Raw genomic sequence first — 3,822 nt, 5'->3', positions numbered from 1 at the left:
TCGACAACGACTGCGACGGCACCGTCGACTCCTTCACCACCACCTGCGGCGTCGGAGCCTGCGCCGCCACCGGCACCTGCACCAACGGTGTCGACTCCTGCCAGCCAGGTACGCCGGCGCCCGACGATTCGTTGTGCGACGCCGTCGACAACGATTGCGACGGCAGCGTGGACGAGGACTTCGTCCCCGAGCAGACCACGTGCCCGCCGGCCGCCTGCGACGACACCGGGACGACGAGCTGCCAGGACGGGCAGGTCCACGACAGCTGCGATCGCCCGTGTGTCTCCCTTTGCCGCGAGTGGAACTTCGTAGGCCCCATCGTCGACCTGGGGTACGACGCACAAGGCATGTGTGACGACGTCGATAGCGACGGCGGCCACGCCGTCGAGACGGACCGCTGGGACCAGCCGACCTCCCGGTGGGAGGGCCACCCGTGCGGCCTTCCGGTGAACAACTTCCCCGTCCTGGTGGCGAACGGCTACGCGCTGCGCACCGACACGCTCTCGACCTGGTACCAGGAGGGGCCGGAGATCCTGTCGCCGCTGGAGGTGATGTTCGAACCGGTGTGGAACCTCGTGTCGCTGCCGCCGTGGGCCACTCCCATGGACGCGAACGCGGCGTGCGCCGAGATCCGCAACCAGGGCGGCTGCCCGGAGGAGATCGTCCGCTACGACTGCACGACGGCGCAGTTCGAGCCCCATCCCTGCGGGCTGCCGAACCCGTTCGACCTGGTCGCCGGAGAAGGCTACTTCGTGCGTGTTTCGGCCGGATCCACGTGGCTGCTCGGACCGGCGATCACGAACGTCACGGACCGCGCGTTCACGGTGAGCTGGGTCACCGACACGAACGAGAGTTGCCACGTCGAATACGGCACGGATCCGGCGAACCTCGACCAGACCGCAGAGGATCTGCGCGGCCCCGGAACCGCCGACGATCTTCACTATGTCGATGTCGCCGGCCTGATGCCGGAAACGCGGTACTACTTCGACCTCGTCTGCGATACGACGGGGCGGAACGACAACAACGGCAACCACTACGACGTGCGAACCGGACCCACTCTTTCGGCGACGACACCGGACAATGCGCGCGGAGTGGTGCTCGACTGTTCGGGCCAGCCCGCGGCTGACGTGGCCGTGTACCTCCAGATCCGAGACAAGGACGGCCAGGGGAGCGCCGGCCGCTCGACATGGCTCTCCGATCTGGTGGTCACGGGTGACGGCGGAAACTGGGTCATCGACAAGACGGCCGCACGCGTGGCCGATTTGAGCGCACGGTTCGTGTACAGCTCCTCGGGAGACGAGGAGTTCCAGTGGGCGAAGGCCGGTTCGGACGGCTCCGGCAAACAGACCGTGGATACGGGATCGGACGCCCCGTCGCCCGATCTTCCGCTCTCTTGCCCGGGAGGCTGTCCATGAACAGCCGGCCTTGCGATCGACGCGACTCGGTACCGAACGGAACAGAGGATGGAACGATGATCGCTCGTCGAATGATTTCGGTCGCCTTCACGTTGGCCGCCGCGCTCTCGGCCCCGGCGGGCCTGGGAGCACCCGCCCAGCCGAGCTCCCTGGCGGCAGCGCGCATCGGATCGGACGCTCCGGGCTCCGCTGCGACGGTGGCCCCGGACACGCCGGCATCCGTTCCGGATTGCGGGGAGCTGACCTGCAACGTCACCGGCTCGGCGTTCGTTGTTGCGTGGTTCGGCGAGGAGCCGGCGGTGGCCGCGCTGCGCATCGGGCGGACTCCCGATTCCCTCGGCGAGGACGCCCTGTGCGACGACCGTGACGACACTCCTGGTTGTGGGCTCGAGGCCAGGGCCCATTACGTGACGGTGACGGGTCTCGAACCCGAAACGACCTACTACGTGCAGCGCTTCGAGAACGGCCGGCCGGCCGGCCCGCTGTGCCGCGTCAAGACGGGTGCCGTGCTCAGGCCTCGCCTGCCGCAGACGCGCTACGGGCGGGTGGTGCAGGACGATGGCGTCACCCCCGCCGCCGACACGTTCGTTCGCTACGAGATCAGAGGTCCCCGCGGCCGCTCCGCGGCGTTGTGCGATCTGGTGCGTGCCGAGGACGAGGGCTACTGGGTGCTGGACCGGGGCGGAGTTCGCACCGCCGACCATGCCGCCTACTACACCCCGCGCCCCGACGACGTCGAGGTGGTCGCGGCATCGGCCGGGGCCGCCGGGCTCCGGACCCGGCAGAGCCGATTGGCGGAGGCGAACCCGCTGCCGGACATCGTGGTGCCGCGGACGCCGCCGGGTTCGGAACGCTGACCCGCCCCATCCGCCGCAGGCCCGAGCGCGCGGAATGGCCACGGGCCGGCCCTGCCTCGCGTGAGAGGAGCGCCGGGCCGCTGCTTCGAATCGGGCGGGCGGAATCGCAAGGGGGATGACCGTGATCAGCCGTGGAATCGCCGCATCCTTGACCGTCCTGCTGGCCGGGGCCGCGATGGCAGGTCCCGGCCCGCTTGTCCTGCCCGCGATCGACAGCCAGGGCATCCCCTCCGTCGTGTTGGACCGCGGCGAGTTTTCGAGCTGCCGGATCGAATACTGGGAGCCGGGACCGGACGTGCCCGCGCGTTGGACGGCGGAACGGGACCACGGCGGCCCCGACGCCCGCATCCAGGTCTGGCGGCTGCCGAACGCGCACCCGGGGACGCGCATCGGATACGAGGTGGTCTGCGACGAGAGCCCGGCCGCCCGCGGCGAGCTGGACGTGCCCCCTGCCGGGGAATCGTTCACCCTGCTGTCGGGCTCGGTGCGCGATCTTCGCACCGGGGGCCCGGGAGCCGGAGCGGTCGTGCTCGTGTGGTGCCGTGCTGCGCTCGCACGGGGGCACGCATGGGCGTCTCTCGCCATCGCGGGCGAAGACGGCCGCTGGTCGGCGCTGGCGCCGGGCCGGAGCATGGGCTGTCCCGCGGCGGAAGCTTCCGGCCAGCCGTCCGGTTTCCTGGTGAGCGCCGTCAGCGAGGACGGAAGGAGCGGCTCGTCGGCGGCCGGGTCAGCCGGGCCCGGGCCGGAGCTGGGCCTCGCTGCGAGTTCCAGCGATTGCCCCGATCTCGTCTGCAACGTGACGCACACCGCGTTCGTGGTGGCGTGGACCTCGGATCAGCCCACCACCGGCTACCTGAAGTACGGGCTGGCGCCCGACCAGCTGGATACGACGGTCTGCGACCTCCGGGACGATGGACCGCCCTGCGACTTCGTCGACGACACGCACTACGTCCAGGTCGCGTCACTGAACGCGGAGACCACCTACTACGTCCAGCAATACGAGGGTGGTGTGCCGAAGGGGGGCGTTTGCTCGGTGACGACCGGCCGGGTCCTGCCACCAGGAAGCCCCGACACCCGGTACGGGCGAGTGCTGAAGTCGGACGGGACCACCCCCGCCGACGGCACGTACGTCTCCCTCGTCATCGAACGGGGCGCGGAGAGCAGCGCTCCTCTGTGCTCCCTGATCGAGCCCGAGGATGCCGGGTACTGGACGCTGGACCGCGCCGGGGCGCGGACTCAGGACGGGAGCGATTACTTCGGGGCGGGCCCGGGGGACACGGAGGACCAGCAGGCCCATGGCGGCGGCGATGGCTGCGCTTCTCAGAGGGTCGGATACGAGGAGCCGAATCCCGCTCCGGACATGATCCTCGGCGCGTGCGCCCCGCCTTGCGAAGACGCCGACGGTGACGGTTACGGGGCGAACGGTTCGGAGTCGTGCCCCGCCGGCCCGGTCGCGGACTGCGACGATTCCGACCCCGACGTCTACCCAGGCGCCCCCCAGCTCTGCGACGGCGTCAACAACGACTGCAACGACCCCGCCTGGCCCGAAC

The 3,822-nt window shown here is 70.3% G+C and carries 3 protein-coding genes; all 3 read left to right on the top strand.

Annotated features, from left to right (window positions below):
• Nucleotides 1-1,415 (top strand): hypothetical protein (locus D6718_10135; GenBank protein ID RMG44415.1); only part of this gene is annotated, 1,415 nt, incomplete at its 5' end.
• A 71-nt stretch (nt 1,416-1,486) separates the two neighbouring features.
• Nucleotides 1,487-2,272, top strand: coding sequence for a hypothetical protein (locus tag D6718_10130; protein RMG44414.1), 786 nt, complete (start codon nt 1,487-1,489; stop codon nt 2,270-2,272).
• A gap of 115 nt (nt 2,273-2,387) precedes the next feature.
• The coding region (locus D6718_10125; GenBank protein ID RMG44413.1) for a hypothetical protein at nt 2,388-3,822 on the top strand (1,435 nt) is incomplete at its 3' end.

This window comes from Acidobacteriota bacterium (assembly GCA_003696075.1).
In the GTDB taxonomy this organism is placed as follows: Bacteria; Acidobacteriota; Polarisedimenticolia; order J045; family J045; genus J045.
Note: the sequence above shows the minus strand (reverse complement) of the source record. Positions and strands in the feature narration are given on the sequence as shown.

What these genes read in the sequence shown, in the direction of transcription:
- D6718_10130 (RMG44414.1), top strand. Translation starts at nt 1,487, where the DNA reads ATGATTTCGGTCGCCTTCACGTTGGCCGCCGCGCTCTCGGCCCCGGCG.